General features: G+C 70.3%; 15 protein-coding genes. 9 read left to right on the plus strand and 6 right to left on the minus strand.

From position 1 onward, the window contains the following. Nucleotides 1-773: 773 nt before the first annotated feature. Nucleotides 774-2864, minus strand: coding sequence for a chromosomal replication initiator protein DnaA (gene dnaA, locus OIM89_RS15060; protein ID WP_030696695.1), 2091 nt, complete (start codon nucleotides 2862-2864; stop codon nucleotides 774-776). A gap of 386 nt (nucleotides 2865-3250) precedes the next feature. On the opposite strand from dnaA, the gene rpmH reads away from it, so the two are divergent. From rpmH to OIM89_RS15105, 9 genes are all read left to right on the plus strand, one after another. Continuing rightward, nucleotides 3251-3388, plus strand: a complete 138-nt coding sequence (rpmH, locus tag OIM89_RS15065) for a 50S ribosomal protein L34 (RefSeq protein WP_003949374.1) — start codon at nucleotides 3251-3253, stop codon at nucleotides 3386-3388. An 18-nt stretch (nucleotides 3389-3406) separates the two neighbouring features. Continuing rightward, nucleotides 3407-3778, plus strand: a complete 372-nt coding sequence (gene rnpA / locus OIM89_RS15070) for a ribonuclease P protein component (protein WP_003949375.1) — start codon at nucleotides 3407-3409, stop codon at nucleotides 3776-3778. Then, on the plus strand, nucleotides 3775-4170 hold the full coding sequence (gene yidD / locus OIM89_RS15075) for a membrane protein insertion efficiency factor YidD (RefSeq protein WP_047139201.1): 396 nt from the start codon (nucleotides 3775-3777) through the stop codon (nucleotides 4168-4170). The genes rnpA and yidD overlap by 4 nt, the downstream gene beginning before the upstream one ends. A 3-nt stretch (nucleotides 4171-4173) precedes the next feature. After that, nucleotides 4174-5469 (plus strand): membrane protein insertase YidC, encoded by a 1296-nt coding sequence (gene yidC, locus OIM89_RS15080; RefSeq protein ID WP_151168833.1) that lies wholly within the window; start codon nucleotides 4174-4176, stop codon nucleotides 5467-5469. Nucleotides 5470-5482: 13 nt separating this feature from the next. Next, complete coding sequence (locus OIM89_RS15085) at nucleotides 5483-5989, plus strand: protein jag (RefSeq protein WP_030696693.1); 507 nt, start codon at nucleotides 5483-5485, stop codon at nucleotides 5987-5989. 227 nt (nucleotides 5990-6216) lie between these two features. Then, the gene (rsmG, locus tag OIM89_RS15090; protein ID WP_030696692.1) at nucleotides 6217-6924 is read left to right on the plus strand and encodes a 16S rRNA (guanine(527)-N(7))-methyltransferase RsmG; all 708 of its coding nucleotides are present in this window, start codon (nucleotides 6217-6219) and stop codon (nucleotides 6922-6924) included. 327 nt (nucleotides 6925-7251) lie between these two features. Further along, complete coding sequence (locus OIM89_RS15095) at nucleotides 7252-8328, plus strand: ParA family protein (protein WP_003949380.1); 1077 nt, start codon at nucleotides 7252-7254, stop codon at nucleotides 8326-8328. Beyond that, complete coding sequence (locus tag OIM89_RS15100; RefSeq protein ID WP_175510503.1) at nucleotides 8325-9425, plus strand: ParB/RepB/Spo0J family partition protein; 1101 nt, start codon at nucleotides 8325-8327, stop codon at nucleotides 9423-9425. Before OIM89_RS15095 ends, OIM89_RS15100 begins: the two co-directional genes overlap by 4 nt. Nucleotides 9426-9577: 152 nt before the next feature. Then, nucleotides 9578-10195, plus strand: a complete 618-nt coding sequence (locus OIM89_RS15105) for a GNAT family N-acetyltransferase (protein WP_030696690.1) — start codon at nucleotides 9578-9580, stop codon at nucleotides 10193-10195. A gap of 137 nt (nucleotides 10196-10332) precedes the next feature. Here the strand turns inward: OIM89_RS15105 and trxA are convergent, their stop codons facing one another. The 5 genes from trxA to OIM89_RS15130 form a co-directional block, all read right to left on the minus strand. Beyond that, nucleotides 10333-10677 (minus strand): thioredoxin, encoded by a 345-nt coding sequence (gene trxA / locus OIM89_RS15110; RefSeq protein WP_030696689.1) that lies wholly within the window; start codon nucleotides 10675-10677, stop codon nucleotides 10333-10335. A 57-nt stretch (nucleotides 10678-10734) separates the two neighbouring features. Further along, the gene (gene trxB, locus OIM89_RS15115; protein WP_030696688.1) at nucleotides 10735-11706 is read right to left on the minus strand and encodes a thioredoxin-disulfide reductase; all 972 of its coding nucleotides are present in this window, start codon (nucleotides 11704-11706) and stop codon (nucleotides 10735-10737) included. Nucleotides 11707-11902: 196 nt separating this feature from the next. Then, nucleotides 11903-12955 (minus strand): hypothetical protein, encoded by a 1053-nt coding sequence (locus OIM89_RS15120; protein WP_151168837.1) that lies wholly within the window; start codon nucleotides 12953-12955, stop codon nucleotides 11903-11905. A 5-nt stretch (nucleotides 12956-12960) separates the two neighbouring features. Continuing rightward, a complete protein-coding gene (gene sigM / locus OIM89_RS15125; protein WP_030696686.1) occupies nucleotides 12961-13677 on the minus strand; it encodes an RNA polymerase sigma factor SigM in 717 nt (238 codons plus the stop codon). Between the two features lie 30 nt (nucleotides 13678-13707). After that, complete coding sequence (locus tag OIM89_RS15130) at nucleotides 13708-15405, minus strand: protein kinase family protein (RefSeq protein ID WP_151168838.1); 1698 nt, start codon at nucleotides 15403-15405, stop codon at nucleotides 13708-13710. Between the last annotated feature and the right edge of the window lie 71 nt (nucleotides 15406-15476).

The raw sequence follows: 15476 nt of genomic DNA on the forward strand, positions 1-15476 counted from the left end.
GTAGTAGTAGGGCCTGTGGATTCCGTGGATAACCCCGTCTTCGCAGGTCGGAGGCGGTTTTTTGTCCACCGGTCCTGTGCATGGAGCCGGTGGACAACCGGGGGTTCCTGTGGACGGCCCGAAGTTACCCACACACGGTCCACAGCGGAGGGTGAGTTCTCCCCAGCTGCGTCCCCAGGTTTGGTCGAGTTCCCCACAGGGCACTGCGGCAACTTCGTGTGACGCGGTTCACTCCGAGTGGTGAGTGGGCGCGTTGGGTTGCCGAACAGTGGACAGCGCTGTGGGAAAGCCCGCGAAAGCTGTGCACAACACCGGCCTGCCTGTGGGCCGCCGGTGGACAACCGTCAACCCCTCCCTGTGGACGAAAAATGATCCACAGCCTGTGGATATCTTCTGTCCACTGATCCCCACCCTTCCGACCTGGACTGATGATCTCTCACTCGGGCCGCCTGTGGACAGGATCTGGACAACTCCGCAGTCCCCAAGCTGTGGACGCCATGAACCTGACGAATCTGTGGAGAACTCCCGTGCACAGATCACTATTCGAACGACGGGCGCCGGACGGAGCCGCGAGAACTGAGGCGGACGGCGGCCCGGGAGGGGCGAGAAGGGCTCCCGGGAGACGGATTCGGGGCCCCTGAAGCCCTCTTCCGGACGCGCGCCACGCACGACGAAGCCCCGTCCACCGCCTGGGGACAGGCGCGGACGGGGCCGGGGAGAGCCAGGAGGCCCGTACGGGCCCTAGTAACAAGGAGAAGGGCGCGTACGGCCGGTCAGCCGTTCTTGATGCGGTTGGTGAGCTCCGTGACCTGGTTGTAGATCGAGCGGCGCTCCGCCATCAGGGCGCGGATCTTGCGGTCGGCGTGCATGACCGTGGTGTGGTCGCGCCCGCCGAACTGTGCCCCGATCTTCGGCAGCGACAGGTCCGTCAGCTCCCGGCAGAGGTACATGGCGATCTGCCGGGCCGTCACCAGCACACGGCTGCGCGAGGAACCGCAGAGGTCCTCGACGGTCAGCCCGAAGTAGTCGGCGGTGGCCGCCATGATGGCGGTGGCGGTGATCTCCGGGGCCGCGTCCTCGCCGCCGGGGATCAGGTCCTTGAGCACGATCTCGGTGAGGCCGAGGTCGACCGGTTGCCGGTTGAGCGAGGCGAAGGCCGTCACCCGGATCAGCGCGCCCTCCAGCTCGCGGATGTTCCGCGAGATGCGCGAGGCGATGAACTCCAGGACCTCCGGCGGGGCGTTGAGCTGCTCCTGGACCGCCTTTTTCCGCAGAATCGCGATCCGCGTCTCCAGTTCCGGCGGCTGGACGTCGGTGATCAGCCCCCACTCGAACCGGTTCCGCAGCCGGTCCTCCAGCGTCACCAGCTGCTTGGGCGGCCGGTCCGAGGAGAGCACGATCTGCTTGTTGGCGTTGTGCAGGGTGTTGAAGGTGTGGAAGAACTCCTCCTGCGTCGACTCCTTGTCCGCCAGGAACTGGATGTCGTCGACGAGCAGGATGTCCATCTCGCGGTACCGCTTGCGGAAGCTGTCGCCCTTGCCGTCACGGATCGAGTTGATGAACTCGTTGGTGAACTCCTCCGAGCTCACGTACCGCACCCGCGTCCCCGGATAGAGGCTCCGCGCGTAATGCCCGATGGCGTGCAGCAGATGCGTCTTGCCGAGACCCGACTCCCCGTAGACGAAGAGCGGGTTGTACGCCTTGGCCGGCGCCTCGGCGACCGCGACGGCGGCCGCGTGGGCGAAGCGGTTGGAGGCGCCGATGACGAAGGTGTCGAAGAGGTACTTCGGGTTCAGCCGCGCCGTCGGCTCGCCGGGCCCGGTCGCCGGCGCCGGCTGGGCGGCCAGCGGACCGGGCGCGCCGCTGGAGGCGGGCAGCGCCGAGCCGACCGGCCCGCCGCTGTGCACCCCGTGGCCGCCGTGCGCGCCGCGCCCCTCACGGGGACCGCGCGGGTCGTGCCCGTCGTCCAGCGGCTCGCGCCGCCCGTAGTCCCCGCGCTCGGACCCCGAGGGCCGGAAGTCGTGCTGGCCGGACCCGCTGTGCGAGGGCCCGGTGTAGGAGTCCCGCTCCGGGTAGCCGAGGCGGGGCTGCTGCCAGTAGTCGTCCTGTGCGCGCGGCCAGGCACCCGGCTCGGGCCGCGGACGCTGGAACTCCGGGTAGGCGGGACGGGCCTGCGGCAGACCGTCACGGCCCCGGCGCTCCTCGTCCCGCAGCTCTCCGCCGCCCCCCTGCTCCTGGCCGCGCTGCCCGTCGTAACGGTCCTGGCCGTAACCGTCCCCGTACTGCTCCTGGGGGTAGCCCTGCTCCTGGGGGTACGGCTCGGCGGTGTGGCGGTCCTGGTCGTAGCGGCCGGCCTCGTAGCGGTCGCCGCCGAGGGGCTCCTGTTCGTACTCGTAGCGGCCGTGGTCCTGGGGGAAGGGGAACGCGCCGGGGCGGCGCTCCTCCTCGCGGGGCGGCTGCTGCTCCTCGGGCTCGGGCTCCTCGCCGCGCCGCTCGCCGGCCGCGCCGTACGGGGGGTAGCCGTAGCCGCGCTCCTGGACGGGGCGGGCGGGGGGTTCCGGGTAGCGCTGCGGGGGAGCGGGGTCGCCCATGGTCGGGTCGACGGTGATGGCGATCCGGATCGGGCGGCCGCACTCCCGGCTCAGCGTCTCGCTCACCACCGGGGCGAGCCGGCCCTCCAGGACCCCCTTGGCGAACTCGTTCGGCACCGCGAGCAGCGCCGTGTCGGCGACCAGCGCCAGCGGCTGGCAGCGCCGGACCCACTGCTCGTCCTTGGCCTCGACACCCTGCCCGCGCCCGTCCCCGAGGAGGTGCTCCAGTACGCGCGGCCAGACTGCGGCAAGATCGGCGGGTACATCAGCCACAGGGCACGCTCTCTCACGGGTCCCACGAAGGAGTGGTTCTGGGACGGGTCGGTGTGGTCCGATCCGGGCGGGATCGGGGCGGATCAGGGGGGAAGCCCACGAATCCGGAGTCTGGCCACGGTAGTCAGCGTGGCCACTGCGGTACAAGTCGTTGTCCACAGGCTGTGCACAGTGTCCCCTGCCGGAGCTGGTTTGACCGAATGGCGCAGCCGCGCGTACCGTGACCAGGTCGAGTTGTCGATGGCTGCTGCCGCCTGCCTCCGATGGGCATAGATCACCTTGGGTGATCGTGGAGCGGTTGCACTCGGGCGTAAGCGAGCTTCTCGTGGGCGCACGGTGACAGCCAAGGCATCCCGCAACTACCTCATCATTTCTGGAGCCCCCGAGTGAGCAAGCGCACCTTCCAGCCGAACAACCGTCGTCGCGCGAAGACCCACGGTTTCCGCCTGCGTATGCGTACCCGTGCCGGCCGCGCGATTCTCGCGTCCCGCCGTGGCAAGGGTCGCGCCCGCCTGTCCGCCTGATCGCGTACAGGTCGTGTCGTGCTGCCCTCCGAGAATCGGCTGAGGCGGCGCGAGGACTTCGCGACCGCGGTACGCCGAGGACGTCGGGCCGGTCGCCCGGCCCTCGTCGTCCATCTCCGCAGCGGTGTCACGGACCCGCACGCGTCAGGGGAGGAGTCTCCCCCGACCCGTGCGGGTTTCGTCGTGAGCAAAGCTGTGGGCGGAGCCGTCGTCCGTACCGCGGTGAAGCGGAAGCTTCGCCACCTCATGCGGGAACGACTCTCCAGGCTGCCCGAGGGCAGTCTGGTCGTCGTCCGCGCGTTGCCCCCAGCCGGTGACGCAGACCACGCACAGCTGGCCCGAGACCTGGACGCCGCCCTGGAGCGGCTCCTGGGAGGGGGCGCGCGATGAAGTATCCGCTGCTCGCTTTGATCAAGTTGTACCAGTGGACGATCAGTCCGCTGCTCGGCCCGGTGTGCAAGTACTACCCGTCGTGTTCCCACTACGGCTACGGCGCCATCGACCGGCACGGAGCGATCAAGGGAACGGCGCTCACCGCCTGGCGGATTCTGCGGTGCAATCCGTGGTCCCTCGGCGGTGTCGACCATGTGCCGCCGCGCAAGCGACCGCGGTGGCACGAAATGCTGCGCAACGCCTGGCGAGACAGGGGCACCAGCAAGGGCGGAAACGCCGACGCCCCTTCCGGGGGGAGCGGCGACACCTCGTCCTCCTCCTCCACGACGGGCCCCCAGCCGGCCCCGAGCCCGGCCGCCGAGACCTCGCCCCATGCTCAAGGAGCCTGATCAGTGGATACGATCGCCAGTCTCTTCAGTTTCATCACGACACCTGTGTCATGGGTGATCGTCCAGTTCCACAAGTTGTACGGAGCCCTCTTCGGCGATGACACGGGCTGGGCGTGGGGACTGTCCATCGTCTCCCTCGTGATCCTGATCCGTATCTGCCTGATCCCGCTCTTCGTGAAGCAGATCAAGGCCACCCGGGCGATGCAGACGCTCCAGCCCGAGATGAAGAAGATCCAGGAGCGCTACAAGAACGACAAGCAGCGCCAGTCCGAAGAGATGATGAAGCTCTACAAGGACGCGGGCACCAACCCGCTGGCCTCGTGTCTTCCCATCCTTCTGCAGTCGCCGTTCTTCTTCGCGCTCTACCACGTGCTCAACAGCATCGCGTCGAACAAGACCATCGGTTTCATCGACGAGGCCCTCCTCGCCAGCGCGCAGAAGGCGCACATCGTCGGCGCCCCGCTGGCCGCGAAGTTCACCGACAACGCGGACAAGATCGAGGCCCTCGGCTCGTCCACGACCAACGTGCACATCGTCACCGCGGTCATGATCGTCCTGATGTCGGCCTCGCAGTTCTTCACCCAGCGCCAGCTGATGACGAAGAACGTCGACACCACGGTGAAGACCCCGTTCATGCAGCAGCAGAAGATGCTGATGTACGTCTTCCCGATCATGTTCGCCGTCTTCGGCATCAACTTCCCCGTCGGTGTCCTCGTCTACTGGCTGACCACCAACCTGTGGACCATGGGCCAGCAGATGTACGTCATCCGCCAGAACCCGACCCCCGGCAGCAAGGCGCAGGCCGCCTTCCTGGAGCGCTTCCTCAAGCGGATCACGATGAACCCGAAGGTCCGCAACAAGCGCGAGCGGAACCTCGTCAAGGCCATCGTCGCCAAGGGCCGCGACCGCAACGAGTACGAGCGCAAGTTCGTCAACGGGCTGACCAAGGCCGGTCTCGCCGCCCAGGCGGACGGCACCATCGGGCCGAAGAGCGGGGCCGCCGTGGTCGACGAGGACGGCGAGCCGGCCGAGGAGGCGCCGGCCCAGCCGCGCCGCCAGCAGCCGAAGCGGCAGAGCAAGTCCCAGCGCCAGGCGCAGCCCACCGCTCCGCAGCGCCCCGGCCAGCGCACCCGGGCCTCCTCGGGCCGCACCGCCGGTGAATCCACCACCTCGCTGGAGAAGTCGCAGGGCGGGAGCGAGGACAAGTCCTCCGGCCGCCAGGCGGGCAAGTCCGGCTCCACAGGCCAAGCCAAGTCCGGACGCAAGGGCCAGAAGCCCAAGCACCCGTCCAAGAAGTAGAGGAGTCCATCCCGTGACGGAAGGCACCACCGCCGCCAAGGCCGGCGACGAGCTGTCCCACCTGGAGCAGGAGGGCGAGATCGCCGCCGACTACCTGGAGGGGCTGCTCGACATCGCCGATCTCGACGGCGACATCGACATGGACGTGGAGGCCGATCGGGCCGCTGTCTCGATCATCAGCGACTCCGGGAGCCGCGACCTCCAGAAGCTCGTCGGCCGTGACGGGGAGGTCCTGGAGGCGCTTCAGGAGCTGACCCGCCTCGCAGTGCACCGCGAGACCGGCGACCGCAGCCGCCTCATGCTGGACATCGCGGGGTACCGCGCCAAGAAGCGCGAGGAGCTCTCCGAGATCGGCGCCAAGGCCGCGGCCGACGCGCGGAGCACCGGCGAGGCGGTCAAGCTCGACCCGATGACACCGTTCGAGCGCAAGGTCGTCCACGACGCCGTCAAGGCCGCGGGACTGCGCAGCGAGTCCGAGGGCGAGGAGCCGCAGCGCTTCGTCGTCGTCCTCCCCGCCTGACACAGGGACGCCCTCGGGCGTCCCCCTCCCGGCCCCGTCTGTGCGAACAGGCGGGGCCGGTCCTGGTCGGGGCGGCGGTGAGAGTGTGGCGGATTCCTCCCGGCCGGGCTGCACGGTGCGGGATCTTGCCGCTAGCGTTCTCCCAGGGCAGGGGTTCGCACTCCGGGCGCACCTTTGTTCGTCAGACATCAGCACGTTCGAGTTCGCGGTACGGAAGGACGGTCCCCGTGACGGAGGCAGCGGAACTCCCCGAGGCGCCCGCAGTGGCCAGGGAGGTTTTCGGCGAGCGTTTCCCGGATGCCGTCCGGTACGCGGAGCTGCTGGCCGACGCGGGGGTGCGGCGCGGGCTCATCGGGCCCCGAGAGGTGCCGCGCCTCTGGGAACGCCATCTGCTCAACTGCGCCGTGCTCTCCGAGGCGATCGAGGAGGATGTCTCCGTCTGCGACGTCGGGTCGGGCGCCGGACTGCCGGGAATCCCGCTGGCACTGGTCCGCCCCGACCTCTCCATCACGCTGCTGGAGCCGCTGCTGCGGCGGACCACCTTCCTCACCGAGGTGGTCGAGCTGCTCAGGCTCGACCACGTCACGGTCGTCCGCGGCCGCGCCGAGGAGGTCCTCGGCAAACTGCCGCCGGTGCACGTCGTCACCGCCCGCGCGGTCGCCCCGCTGGAGCGGCTCGCGGGCTGGGGTGTGCCCCTGCTGCGGCCGTATGGCGAGATGCTGGCGCTCAAGGGGGACACGGCCGAGGAGGAAGTGAAGGCGGCCTCGGCCGCGCTGAGCAAGCTCGGGGCGGTCAGCACCTCCGTCGTCCAGGTCGGCGAGGGCATCGTCGACCCCCTCTCGACGGTGGTGCGGGTCGAGGTGGGGGAGAGCCCGGGCGGGGTCCGCTTCGCCACCAAGAAGGCCAAGGCCGCGCGGGCGCGCCGGAGGCGCTGAGACGCACGTGTTCTTTCCCAGAGGGGCCGGTCCCGTCACAGGGGCCGGCCCCTCGTGCGTGGGGGTGGCGGCAGCCAGGTGGCTGCGGGCCCCGGCTCGTTGGGGCCACGGGCGGCCGTGGCGCGGAGTGTCGGGCGGGTCGTCCGGACGCGGTGAGCCATCGTGTTTCACGTGAAACGTCGCTCACCGCTGCAAGGAATCATCAGCCGCGGCCGCGCTGCCGCCACTCCCCGCGACCGGAAACCTCTCGGACGGGTCACGAAGTTGTCCACAGAGGCGGATTCATCCACAGAACACCGGGCCCCGCTGGTTCCCGCACCCGAAACCATGGCACGCTCTGTTCATTGCGAGTCTGAAGTCGAGGAGAGTGAATCCTTGCGGTCCGACGCCAACATCGCGGGACCGATGACCGATCCGGTCCCCGGTCCCCGTGTCGAAACAGTGGGGGCGGATGTTTCACGTGAAACACCGCCGCCGATGGACGACACCCCCATCGCTCACACCGCCCATCTGGGAGTGCAGGCGCTGGGCCGTGCCGGAGAAGGTCTGCCACGCCCCGAACAGACCCGGGTCATGGTGGTGGCCAACCAGAAGGGCGGCGTGGGCAAGACGACCACGACCGTCAACCTTGCCGCCTCCCTGGCACTGCACGGGAACCGGGTTCTGGTCATCGACCTCGACCCGCAGGGCAACGCCTCCACCGCGCTGGGGATCGACCACCACGCCGAAGTGCCGTCGATCTACGACGTGCTGGTCGACAGCCGCCCGCTCTCCGAGGTGGTCCAGCCGGTGCCGGACGTCGAAGGGCTCTTCTGCGCACCGGCCACCATCGACCTGGCCGGCGCCGAGATCGAGCTGGTCTCGCTGGTCGCCCGCGAGAGCCGCCTGGAGCGCGCCATCAAGTCGTACGAGCAGCCGCTCGACTACGTCCTGATCGACTGCCCGCCCTCGCTCGGCCTGCTCACGGTCAACGCCCTGGTGGCCGGAGCCGAGGTACTGATCCCTATCCAGTGCGAGTACTACGCGCTGGAAGGACTGGGCCAGCTCCTCCGCAACGTCGAACTGGTCCGCGGCCACCTCAACCCGGCGCTTCACGTCTCCACGATCCTGCTCACCATGTACGACGGCAGGACGCGACTCGCCTCGCAGGTCGCCGAAGAGGTGCGCAGCCACTTCGGCAAGGAAGTCCTCCGGACGAGCATTCCCCGCTCCGTCCGCATCTCCGAAGCTCCGAGCTACGGCCAGACCGTGCTCACCTACGACCCGGGGTCGAGCGGCGCGCTCTCGTACTTCGAGGCGGCACGGGAGATCGCCCTGCGCGGAGTCGGAATCCACTACGAGGCGCACCAGCACCAGTTGGCCGCGCCCCACGAGCAGCAGAACATGGCGGAGGGAATGCAGTGAGCGAGCGACGGAGGGGCCTGGGGCGGGGCCTGGGAGCCTTGATTCCCGCAGCGCCTACACCGGAGAAGTCCGCACCGGCCCCCGGAGGTTCGGTTGCCGGGGCCGCACCGGTCCTCACCGCGGAGCGCGGCATCGCCGCGGCCAAGGTGACGGGGATGCCGAGCGGCAATGTTTCACGTGAAACATCGACGCGTTCCCCGGCGGACGCGTTGCCCCCGAGCCCGGTCGGCGCGCACTTCGCCGAGCTGCCGCTCGACTCCATCACCCCCAACCCGCGCCAGCCCCGGGAGATCTTCGACGAGGACGCCCTCGCCGAACTGGTCACCTCCATCAAGGAGGTCGGCCTCCTCCAGCCGGTCGTCGTCCGCCAGCTGAGCCCCGGCCGGTACGAGCTGATCATGGGCGAGCGCCGGTGGCGTGCCTGCCGCGAAGCGGGCCTGGAGGCCATCCCCGCCATCGTGCGCGCCACCGAGGACGAGAAGCTCCTCCTCGACGCGCTGCTGGAGAACCTCCACCGCGCCCAGCTCAACCCGCTGGAAGAGGCCGCCGCCTACGACCAGCTGCTCCAGGACTTCAACTGCACCCATGACCAGCTGGCCGACCGGATCGGCCGTTCGCGGCCCCAGGTGTCGAACACGCTGCGGCTGCTGAAGCTGGCTCCTGCGGTCCAGCGCCGGGTCGCGGCCGGGGTGCTGACCGCCGGTCATGCCCGGGCGCTGCTCTCGGTGGAGGACACGGAGGAGCAGGAGCGGCTCGCTCTGCGGATCGTCGCCGAGGGCCTCTCGGTCCGTTCGGTCGAAGAGGTCGTCACGCTGATGGGGTCCCGGCAGGCGTCGCCCGCCCGCTCCAAGGGCCCACGGGCCGGCTCCCGCCTCTCCCCCGCCCTGAGTGAACTCTCCACCCGGCTCTCGGACCGGTTCGAGACGCGGGTCAAGGTCGACCTGGGGCAGAAGAAGGGGAAGATCGTCGTCGAGTTCGCCTCGATGGACGACCTCCAGCGCATCCTCCAGTCGCTGGCTCCGGAGGAGGGCCCGGTGCTCCAGAGCGCCGAGGCCGCCGACCCCGAGGACAGGAACGACACCCCGGACGCCGACTGACAGCCCTCCTCCGGCCTCTGAGCGGGCCGTGTTCCGGAACCGACCGGAACACGGCCCGCTCTCTGCTTCCGCTCCCCGGCCCTGCCGAACTCCGGTGACTACGATGCACAGGGCACCGACGCACCGGGTGCTTTCCGAGAGGAGCGGCCATTATGGGGCGACGCCTCGCACCGATCACCCTGGACAACCTCGGAGCGCTCCCCGCACGCTGCCGCTCCTGCGTCTTCTGGGAACTCGACCCGGTCCGCGGTGAGGCCGCGGTCCGGGAGGGCCGGGCAGCGGCGGAGAAGGAGGCGTGGATCTCCGCCGTCCTGCTGGAGTGGGGTTCCTGCGGCCGCATCGCCTACGTGGACGACGTCCCGGCCGGCTTCGCCCTCTACGCTCCGGCGGCCTACGTCCCCCGCTCACTCGCCTTCCCTACCAGTCCCGTGGCGCCGGACGCCGTGCAGCTGATGACGGGCTGGCTGCTTCCCGAGTACCGGGGGCAGGGGCTGGGGCGGGTTCTCGTGCAGACCGTGGCGAAGGATCTGCTGCGGCGCGACTTCAAGGCGATCGAGGCGTTCGGTGACGCGAGGTGGCGTGACGCCGCCTGCCTGCTCCCCGCCGATCACCTCCTCGCCGTGGGCTTCAAGACGGTGCGACCGCACCGTCGCCATCCGCGGCTGCGGCTGGAGCTGCGGGCGACCCTCTCCTGGAAAGAGGACATGGAGCAGGCGCTCGACCGTCTGCTCGGCGCCGTGAAGCAGGACCCGGTGCCGCGACCGCTGTAGGGAGTGCCGGGCCGGGCTGCGGGCGCGAGGCGGAAACGAAACATGGCCACCCCGAGGGGTGGCCATGTTTCACGTGAAACATCGGGGCGACATCCGGGGCGATGTTTCACGTGAAACATCGCCGGTCGCGCCTGGGCTCAGCCCTTGGCGCCCTCACCGATGAACTCGTCCAGGTCGCGCACGATGGCGGCCTTCGGCTTGGCGCCCACGATCGTCTTGGCGACCTCGCCGCCCTGGTAGACGTTGAGCGTCGGGATCGACATGACGCCGTACTTGGCGGCGGTCTCCGGGTTTTCGTCGATGTTCAGCTTCACGACCTCGATCTGCTCGCCGTGCTCGGCGGCGATGGCCTCCAGCGAGGGGGCGATCTGGCGGCACGGGCCGCACCATTCGGCCCAGAAGTCGACGAGTACGGGCTTGTCGCTCTTGAGCACGTCCTGCTCGAAGGAGGCGTCGGTCACGTTCTTCAGGGTGCCGGCCACTGTGGGCTCCTTAGTCTTGGGGGGAGTGTGGGGGAGAAAGCTGGTGGGGCCGAAGCCTCAGGCGGTGACGACTTCGGTCTTCTCGTGGCCCTCGGCGTCGGCCAGCGCGGCGAGGTAGCGCTCGGCGTCCAGCGCGGCGGAGCAGCCGGTGCCGGCGGCGGTGATCGCCTGGCGATAGGTGTGGTCCACCACGTCACCGGCGGCGAAGACGCCCGTGATGTTGGTGCGGGTCGAGGGGGCGGCGACCTTCAGGTAGCCCTCGCCGTCCAGGTCCAGCTGGTCCTTGAACAGCTCGGTGCGCGGGTCGTGACCGATGGCGATGAAGAGGCCGGTCACGGAGAGCAGCTCGGTGTCGCCGCTCTTCAGGTTGCGCAGGGTCAGCCCGGTCAGCTTCGGGTCGCCGTGGATCTCGGCGACCTCGCTGTCCCAGATGAACTTGATCTTCGGGTCGGCGAAGGCGCGCTCCTGCATGGCCTTGGAGGCGCGCAGGCTGTCACGGCGGTGGACGATCGTCACCGACTTGGCGAAGCGCGAGAGGAAGGTGGCCTCCTCCATCGCGGTGTCACCGCCGCCGATGACGGCGATGTCCTGGTCCTTGAAGAAGAAGCCGTCACAGGTGGCGCACCAGGAGACGCCGCGTCCGGAGAGGGTGTCCTCGTTGGGCAGGCCCAGCTTGCGGTGCTGCGAACCGGTCGTGACGATGACCGCCTTGGCGCGGTGCACGGTGCCGGCGGTGTCGGTGACCGTCTTGATCTCGCCCGAGAGGTCGACCGAGACGACGTCGTCGGGCACCAGCTCGGCGCCGAAGCGCTCGGCCTGGGCGCGCATGTTGTCCATGAGCTCGGGGCCCATCACGCCGTCCTGGAAGCCGGGGAAGTTCTCCACCTCGGTGGTGTTCATCAGGGCCCCACCCGCGGTGACGGCACCCTCGAAGACCAGGGGCTTGAGGGAGGCGCGTGCGGTGTAGAGCGCGGCTGTGTAGCCGGCGGGCCCGGAGCCGATGATGATCACGTTACGGACGTCGGTCACGGCTTGATTCCTCGTCTCTGCGGACTACTGCATTGCCAGGGGCCTGATCCCTGCCGGGGCTCTCACCCCACCCAACCGATCCTACGGGCCGTGCATTCCCGTGCTGCCCGCCTCCCACGCGAGGAGAGCGCAGGGCACAGCTGAAGCCCCGGCGGCCGGGAGGACGCCGGGGCTCGGAGCTTTGGAGAGCCGGTGCTCAGGACCGGGGGTAGGTACGGGTCAGCAGCACGTCACCGGGTTCGTTCCCGGCGCCCACACAGGCGGCATCGACCAGGTAGGCGGTGACGCGGGCGCTGTCGCGGTGGTCGGGCAGCACGACGAGGAAGGCGTCGGTGCCCTGGTAGCGGCCGCGCTCCAGGGCGAGGGCGGGCTCGGGCCGTGCGATGGCGCGCTCCACGCAGGGCGGTACCTCGGGCCCGGTGCCCATCATCGGCTCGTTGAGCTCCGGCGTCCCGGGGCTGGACTGGATGCCGAGCGAGGCTTCCTCGTCCTTCTCGGCCGCCCCCGCGCCTGGGCCCTCCTTCTCCTGTCGGCCCCCGCCCGCCTCCGTACCCGACAGCAGCGCGGACACCTGCTCCTGGAGGGCCTCGTCGGAGTAGACCGGGCCCGCGTCGGCGGAAGCGGCGGAGTCCTCGCCGCCGGAGGAGCCTGCGTCGCTCAGTGTCGGCACCAGGACGGCGCCGAGCCCGATGGCGGCGGCCGCGAGGACCGAGGAGAGGAGGAGGCGCCGGCGCCCGGTCCTGCTTCCGCTCTTCCGCCCGGGGCCTGTGGCCGCCCTGCCGCGTCCCTCCGGACGGCCGGACCGCGCGGATTCGCCCAGGCCCGGTGCACCGGAAGAAGAGGAGGGTGGTGCTGGAGCGGTGCTCGGCTCCGGCGGCCCGGTTTCCGCGGCGACTGTTTCACGTGAAACATCGCGCGATGTTTCACGTGAAACATCGGCGTCCGGGATCTCGGTGGGCTCGGCCTGGGGTGCCTCCCCGGTGCCCGGTTCCATGGTTCCGAGGAGCGCCTCGGCGGCCAGGGCGGCGTCGATGCGCCCCGCCACGTCGGCCGGCATCCGGGACGGCCCGGGCAGCGTGCCGAGCAAGCCACGGATCTCCTCCAGGGAGGAGCGGACATCGGCGCAGAGCACGCAGGCGTCCAGATGGGAGCGGACCTCGCCGCTGCGGGCCGGGCCCAGCAGACCTTCGGCGAGGTCGGAGATCTCCGCCACGTCCGGGTGCCCGGCGTCGCCGGTCGCGTCGGTCATGGATGTCACGCTCGCCCACCTCCGCCCTTCATGGCAGCCGAATTGGCCGGCCCCTGGTCTCTCGGGCCTGCCGCTGGTGGGACGGATGCCCCCTGCGTCCGGTTCCTTCCCCCACCAGCGGCGTCGTTATCCCTGTCCGGAGGTGCGGAGTCCGCCCGTAGATGGGTGACGAGCGGCAGGAGTCGTGCCCGGCCCCGGGCACACCGGCTCTTCACGGTGCCGGTGGGTACCCCCAGGATGCGGGCCGCCTCCGCCACCGGGTAGCCCTGCATGTCGACGAGGACGAGGGCGGCGCGCTGGTCGGGGGCGAGGGTGGCGAGGGCCTCGGCGAGCTGGCGCCGTACGTCGCCGCGTTCGGCGGGGGCGGAGGCCGACTCGTGCGGTTCGAGCACCAGTTCCAGGCGCTCAGGATCGTCCATGGGGGAGGTACGGCGGGAGGCCGCCTTGCGTGCCCGGTCGAGGCAGGCGTTGACGGTGATCCGGTGGAGCCAGGTGGTCACCGCTGAGCGGCCCTGAAAGGTGTGGGCCCGGCGGTAGGCGGAGACCAGGGCGTCCTGGACGGCGTCCGCCGCCTCCTCACGGTCGCCGAGGGTCCGGATCGCGACCGCCCAGAGACGGTCGCGATGGCGTCTGACCAGTTCACCGAAGGCGTCCGGGTCACCGCCGACATGGGCGGCGAGCAGTTCGGCGTCGTCCGGCGCCCCGGATATGGCCTCGTCCACCGTGGAACCCTCCCCCCCCCAGAGCCCCGCTCAGCCCCTGAGTTTCACATCCGTGATCGCCTGCTTGTACCCGGAGCCGCTGTACTGATCCCCCGGCGCCTGGGGGACGTGGGTGAGCCACACCACGACGTACCGCGTGGTGACCGCCTCCTTGGCGTCGACCTTGGCCGTGGTGGACTGGGTCGTGGTGGTGCCGATCTTCTTCATGGAGCCGACCGGGGTGCCGGAGCTCAGGGAGTCGGCCGCGTACAGCTCGACGGTGGTGCGGTCGCCGGCGTAGCGGAGTCCTATCGAGGCCGCGGAGACGTTCTTCTCCGCACCGAGGTCGTAGACGATGCCGACACCCTGCTTGTAGGGGGCGAGCCGTGGGCCGTCCACGAAGCTCCTGGACCGCCAGTAGGTGGAGCTGTCGCCGTCGTAGGTGTTGCTGACGGAGTCGGCGTTCTGCGGGGAGCCGTCCGGGGCGTACTCGGCGGCGCCGGTGATCTTGTGGGTGGCGATCTTCGGCTTCTCGTCGGTGGTGTCCGCGGGCTGGCTGGTCTCGGGCTGCTTCGGGGTGTCGCGGTCCATCAGGGCGTCCGCCAGCTGCCAGCTGCCAAGGCCGAGGGCGGCGATGAGCAGGGCGGCCACGCCCCACTTGAGGACCTTGCCGGTCCGGGTCTGGAGCGGGGGCGGCGGGACGACCACGGGGGCGGTCTGCGCGGCGCGCGGCGCCGGGCGGCCGTAGGAGCCCTGCTGGAAGCTGGTCCGCTGGTACTCGGGCGGCGCGGTGAAGACCGGCTCCGGCGGGCGGATGCGGGGCATCTCGGCGATGGCCCGCACCAGCTCGTCCGGGGTGGTGCAGGGGCTCTCCTGGCGGGAGGCGGTCGAGCCGTCGTTGACCAGGGCGCGCATGGCCAGCTCGGAGAGGCCTCGGTGGACCCCCGCCCGCACCTGGTCGGGAGCGATGAGCCCCATCCCCTTGGGCAGTCCGGAGAGGCCGTACGCGTCGTCCTCGTAGGGCCAGCGCTGGGTGAGGGCGGCGTAGAGGAGGGCGCCGATGGCTTCGGTGTCGGTGCGCTGCGGGCTGTCGACCTCGATGCCGCGGAGCGCGGCGTTGACCGCGAGGCCGCGGACGCGCCACTGGCCGGTGGAGGTGCGCAGAACGGCGCCGGGGTTGAGCCGGAGGTGGGAGAGGCCCTCGCGGTGGGCGGCGGCCATGGCCTGGGAGATCTGCTGGGCCAGCTGGTAGACGTCGTGCGCCTCCAGCGGGCCGGAGGCGAGCAGCGCGGTCAGCTCGGTGGCGTCCGGCAGCCACTCGTGGACCACGTAGACGATCTCGTCCTCCTCGACGGCGTCGAGGACCTGGACGAAGCGCGGGTCGCCGAGGAGCGCCGCCGAGCGGGCGGCGGCCAGCACGGAACGGGCGCGCGGGTGCTCGGCCGGCAGCAGGTGGACCCCGACGGCGCGGCGGAGCTTCTCGTCCACCGCCCGCCAGCTGCTGAAACCGTCCAGACGGGTGAGGCACTCCTCCAGCCGGTAGCGCCGGGCGAGTTTGTGCCCGCTGTGCAGCTCGGGGGCCGAGACCGCGGCGGAGCTGCCCGCTCGATCGGTCTCCTCTGTGCTCTGTGGTGCCGTATCCCGCTCCCGGGACTTCCCGTCGCCCGTGGACGCGCCCGCCTTGGCGGTCAGCGGTTCCTCACCACTGGTGTCGGCCACGTCGACGGCAGCCGTGCTCCGATCCGCCACCGTCGTTCCTGCCTCCCCATCCGTTGCACTCCGTACGACGCCAAACCCAATTGTGCCCACAGTCGGTCGCT

The organism is Streptomyces sp. BI87 (genome assembly GCF_025957665.1).
GTDB lineage: Bacteria > Actinomycetota > Actinomycetes > Streptomycetales > Streptomycetaceae > Streptomyces > Streptomyces albidoflavus.